Source organism: Kitasatospora sp. NPDC007106, from assembly GCF_040634455.1.
Classification (GTDB): Bacteria; Actinomycetota; Actinomycetes; order Streptomycetales; family Streptomycetaceae; genus Kitasatospora; species Kitasatospora arboriphila.
Genome location: NZ_JBEYFP010000440.1, coordinates 1 through 4947, shown reverse-complemented (window position 1 = coordinate 4947; position 4947 = coordinate 1). Strand labels below are relative to the sequence as shown.

Here is a 4947-nt window from a genome sequence, read left to right as displayed (position 1 = left end):
CGGGCCTCGGCGCGAAGCTCGCCGTGGACTACCGGGAGGCCGGCTGGCCGGAGCTGGTGCGGTCCGGCACCGGCGGCCTGGACGTCGTCCTCGACGGGGTCGGCGGCGATCTCGCCCGGGCCGCCTTCGAGCTGCTCGTGCCCGGCGGGCGGATGGTCAGCTACGGGCTGGCGGGCGGCAGCTGGGCGGCGATCCCACCGGAGGCGGCGGAGGACCGCGGGGTGGAGCTCGTCGCACCGGCCCGGCCCGACCCGGTGCTGCTGCGCGCCGCCACCGCCGAGGCCCTCGCCGAGGGTGCGGCGGGCCGGCTCCGGCCGCTGATCGGGCAGCGGTTCCCGTTGGAGCGCGCGGCCGAGGCGCATGCCGCGATCGAGGCGCGGGCGACCACCGGCAAGACCCTCCTGGTCGTCCGGGAGGAACGGAACTGACCGTCCGTCACCGGACGGGGCCTCCCGTCCGGGCCGCCGGAACCGCTTCGGCACACGGGCCTGCCGAACCTACGATCGGGGCATGACAGCTCCCGTGTACCCGCCCAAGCCGAAGCCCGGAGACCGGGTGGCGATCCTCTCGCCGTCCTCCGGCCTGCCGGCCGTCCTGCCGCTGCCCTTCGACCTCGGGCTGCGCCGCCTGACCGAGGAGTTCGGTCTGAAGCCGGTGGAGTACCCGACCACCCGGCGGATGGGCTGCTCGCCGCAGGAACGGGCCGCCGACATCCACGCGGCCTTCGCCGACCCGGAGATCAAGGCCGTGATCGCCAGCATCGGCGGCGACGACCAGATCACCGTGCTGCCGCACCTCGACGACGAGCTGATCCGCGCCAATCCGAAGCCGTTCCTCGGGTTCAGCGACAACACCAACCTGCTGACCCACCTGTGGAACCTCGGCATCGTCGGCTACCACGGGGCGAGCGTGATGACCGAGTTCGGCCGCCCGGGCGCCCTGCACCCCGTCACCGGGGCCTCGGCCCGCGCCGCGCTGTTCACCTCCGGCCCGTACGAGCTGACCGAGCCCGCGGAGTTCAACGACATCGACCGGCCCTGGCAGGAGCCGGCGACCTTCGAGTCCGAGGCGCCGATGCAGCCCGCCGGGGGCTGGACCTGGCACCGGCCGGAGCGGGTGGTCGAGGGGGTCAGCTGGGGCGGCAACCTGGAGATCCTCGGCTGGCTGCTGATGGCCGACCGGGGCATCCGCAGCCCCGAGGCGTACGAGGGCTGCGTGCTCTTCCTGGAGACCTCGGAGGAACTCCCGTCCGGCGAGGAGGTGTTCCGGATCCTGCGCAACATGGGGGAGCGGGGGCTGCTCGCCCGCTTCCCCGCGCTGCTGATGGGCCGGGCGAAGGCGTGGTCCTTCGACCGGCCGAACGACGCCGCGCAGCGCGCCGCGCACCGGGCCGGGCAGCGCGAGGCGGTGCTCCGTGCGCTGGCCGCGTACGCGCCCGACACCATGGCGGTGTTCGACGTCGACCTCGGGCACACCGACCCGCAGGTGGTGATCCCGTACGGCGGCACCGTCCGGGTGGACGGGCCGGCCCGCCGGATCACCGTGACCTACTGACGGACCGACGGCTGCGCCACCCGCCCGGGCGGTCATCGCGACCCGGCCTGGAACCGGCCCGGGATCACCCCGTATGGTGGCGAAATCGTGCGCGGTGGAGGGCATCGCGCTGGCAAGGACGAGGCCGCGGCGGGCGGCGGGGCGGGGCGGTGACCGGGCGTGGCGGACGTGACAGCGGCCTCCGGCGGCGGCGAGCGGAGACCGTTCGACACGGACACGCCCCCGCGGCCGGCCGAATACCGACCCGGCGAGGAGCAGGCCGAACCGCCCGCACCCGTGCCGCACACCGGCTGGACGACCACCATGCCGGCGATCACCCTGCCGCCCGTCCCGCCGCAGCAGCCCCAGCTGCCGCAGCAGCAACAGCAGCAGCCCGGCCCGGCCCCCGCGCCGCCGCCCGCGCCCCCGGTCGTCTCGGCCGTCCCGCCCGGCCCGGGGCCGGCCGGGCTGCCGGCCACCTCGCCGCTGCGCGGGTTCGGCGCCGGCCTGCGCGGCCGGATCCTGGTCGTCGAGGGAGGCTACGGCAACAGCGGCCGCCGGCCCTGGGGTCGCGGCAGCGCACAGGCACCGGTGCTGTCCGCGATGCTGGCGGCCGTCTCGCCGCACGTCCTGCTCGCCTCCGACGCGGTCGACGCCGTGCACCTGCCCGGTGCCGGCGACCCGCAGACCGTCCTCGCCCATCTGCGCGCCGCCTCCCGGCACCCGGGCCCGCTGCTCGTCCACATCGGCGGGCACCTGGTCACCGACCGGCGCGGCGAACAGCTCTTCCTGACGCTCCGTGACGCCCGCTCGCACGACACCCTGCCCTGGCAGGCCGTCGCCGCGGAGCTGCAGCACCGCCCGCAGGAGTGGGACACCCTGGTCGTCGCCGACCTGAGCGCCGACCAGACCGCCTGGCCGCTGGTGCAGAGCACGATCTCGCCGCTCACCGACGGCGTGCCGCTGTGGGCCGTGGTCAACCCGGACCCGGACCAGGTCGGCACGTTCACCCGGGCGCTGATCGAGGTGCTGCACGTCGGCGTCCCGGGCGCCGGGCCGGTGCTCGCACCGGAGGAGCTGCGCCGGCAGGTGCACTCGGTGCTCCGGCCGGAGGCCGCCGTCCTGCAGTCGCACGCCCCGGACCGCCCGGTCTTCCGCAACACCTCCCGGCAGATCGGCGACACCTCCACCGCGGCCAGGCTCAACGAGGCGCCCCGGCCCTCGGCCGTCCAGCCGAAGCGGCCGGGGGCCCGCCCCGGCCGTCCCCGCCCGGCGGCACCCGCCGCGGCCGCGCCGCGGATCACCCTGGCGAAGGCGCAGCAGGTGGCGCCGCGCGGCCCGGTGTCGCTGCTCAAGCCGGGGGTGCCGCCCACCCCGCCGCGCCCGGCGCGCCCGGTCTCGCTGCGCAAGCGGCTGCCCGGCGACCCGCCGGTGCCGCCGCCGATGTCGCCGGAGGCTGCCGCCGCGGCGGCCGAACTCGCGCGGACCGCGGTGGTCCCCGACCCGATCGGGGCGCCCGCGGAGGCGCCCGGCGGCTCCGCGGCCCGGGTCCAGCTCGGCAAGCGGGCCGCCCCCGAGGCGTCCCCCTCCGCGGAGCCGGCAGCGGAGCCGGTGGCCGAGCCGGTCGCGGACTACCGCGAGGCGGTCGGCCGGATCGTCCGCGCCGCCGACGCCGGCGAGCACGACACCGCCGCCGAACTCGCCCTGGCCCTGGAGGAGGAGGCCCTCGGAACGCACGGCGCGGCGGCCCCCGAGGTGCTGCAGGTCCGTCAGGTCCGGGCGCACGTCTCCCGGCTGGCGGGCCGTACGGTGCTCGCCGCCGACCTGTACCGGGAGGTGGCGCTGGCGCTGCTCGGCACCGCCGGTGCCGAGGACCCGGAGACCCAGCGGGCCGCGACCAACGCCGAGGCCTGCTGGCGGGCGGTGGCGGACCCGGCCGAGGCGATCCGGATCGCCCCGGAGATCATCGAGCTGCGGGCCCACCTGCCCGGTCCGGAGGGCCGCAAGCTGCGCGCGGCCGAGCGCTACCTCGCCAAGCTGGCGGCCGCGGCCGCCGAGGGCTGACGGACGCCGCGGCCCCGCGGACGCCCGGAGGGCCGCCCCGCCGGTAGCGGCGGGACGGCCCGGACGTGCGGGGCCGGTCAGCGTCCGGCGAGCGCGTGCACGAAGCGGGTGCCGTCCACGGTGCCGAGGCCGGAGGCCAGGTCGTAGCCGGGGGCCGCCTGGTACCCCGTCACCTTGTCCCAGGAGTTGTCGCCGGCGGTGACGTCGTTGATGCCGCTCCACTTGGCGGGCAGCATCGCCAGGCCGTACATCCGCCAGTTCAGCTGGCCGAGGCGGTGTCCGGCGAGCTGGTCGGCGAGCGCGACGACGCCCGAGAAGATCGGGGTGGCCTCGCTGGTGCCGCCGGTGAGGTGCCAGCCGACCCGGGTCGGGTCGTAGGACTCGTACGTCCAGGCCGCGCCGTCGACGGCGGCGCTCATCGAGATGTCCGGGGTGCCGCGGTGGTTGCCGGTCACCTTGGCGACGCCGGCCTGGTACCAGGGGCGCTCGAAGACGCCGGAGACGCCGCCGCCGGCCGCGCCGTAGTCGTCGTGCCAGACCTTGTCGGGTGCGGTGCGGACGCCCTTGTCGTCCAGGGTGAGCTGGGTGCCGCCGACGGAGGTGACCAGCGGGTCGGCGGACGGCCAGGAGTTGACCTTGTACGGGTACAGGTCGCTGCCGTTCTCCATGGCGTCGGTCGCGCCGTTGTCGCCGGAGGCGGCGAGCACGGTGACGTTCCGGGCGGCGGCCTCCTTGAAGGCGTACCGCAGCTTCTCGATGGACGAGAAGTCGTGCTTGTCGAAGCCGGGGAAGGTGTTCTCGGTGGCGCCGAAGCTCTGCGAGATCACGTCGGCCCGGCCGGAGCGGATCATCGCCTTCTCGGCGTCCATCATCTCCGGCAGGCCGGTGACGCCCTCGGTCTCGGCGACGCCGGTCTCGACCAGCACGATGTGCGCGTCCGGGGCGATCGCGTGGGCGTACTCGACGTCGAGGGTGGTCTCGCCGGCCCAGCCGGTGTGGTCCCCGTTGGTCGGGTCGAACGGCGGCACGTCGCCCCACTTGACCACCTCGACGATGGTGTCGGGCAGCCCCCACTGCTTGTCGAAGACCTCCAGGTCGTGCTGGATCGTCGGGGAGCCGAAGGAGTCGACGATGACGATCGTCCGGCCCTTGCCGGTGACGCCCTGCCGGTACAGCGGGTCCAAGTCGTAGGCGGTGCGGTACTGCAGGGGCGAGTAGCAGTGGATGCCGATCTGTGCGACGCACTCGGCGGTGGATATCGGGGCGGTGCGGCCGGCCGCGCTGATGTGGCCGCTCGACGCGGGCCGGACGTGGACGGCCGGCCCGCGGAGGGCGGACCCGGCGGCCGGC

Annotated in this window: 4 protein-coding genes; 3 read left to right on the top strand and 1 reads right to left on the bottom strand. The window is 76.0% G+C overall.

What is annotated here, in order from left to right; all coding sequences use genetic code 11:
* The 3 genes from ABZ641_RS25620 to ABZ641_RS25610 form a co-directional block, all read left to right on the top strand.
* The coding region (locus tag ABZ641_RS25620) for a zinc-binding dehydrogenase (RefSeq protein ID WP_359985269.1) at positions 1 to 428 on the top strand (428 nt) is incomplete at its 5' end.
* Between the two features lie 82 nt (positions 429 to 510).
* Complete coding sequence (locus ABZ641_RS25615; RefSeq protein WP_344625477.1) at positions 511 to 1554, top strand: S66 peptidase family protein; 1044 nt, start codon at positions 511 to 513, stop codon at positions 1552 to 1554.
* Positions 1555 to 1713: 159 nt separating this feature from the next.
* Positions 1714 to 3597, top strand: coding sequence for a hypothetical protein (locus tag ABZ641_RS25610; protein WP_359985266.1), 1884 nt, complete (start codon positions 1714 to 1716; stop codon positions 3595 to 3597).
* 77 nt (positions 3598 to 3674) lie between these two features.
* Here ABZ641_RS25610 and ABZ641_RS25605 read toward each other — a convergent pair whose 3' ends face one another.
* Positions 3675 to 4883, bottom strand: coding sequence for a S53 family peptidase (locus ABZ641_RS25605; protein WP_359985272.1), 1209 nt, complete (start codon positions 4881 to 4883; stop codon positions 3675 to 3677).
* Positions 4884 to 4947: the final 64 nt, after the last annotated feature.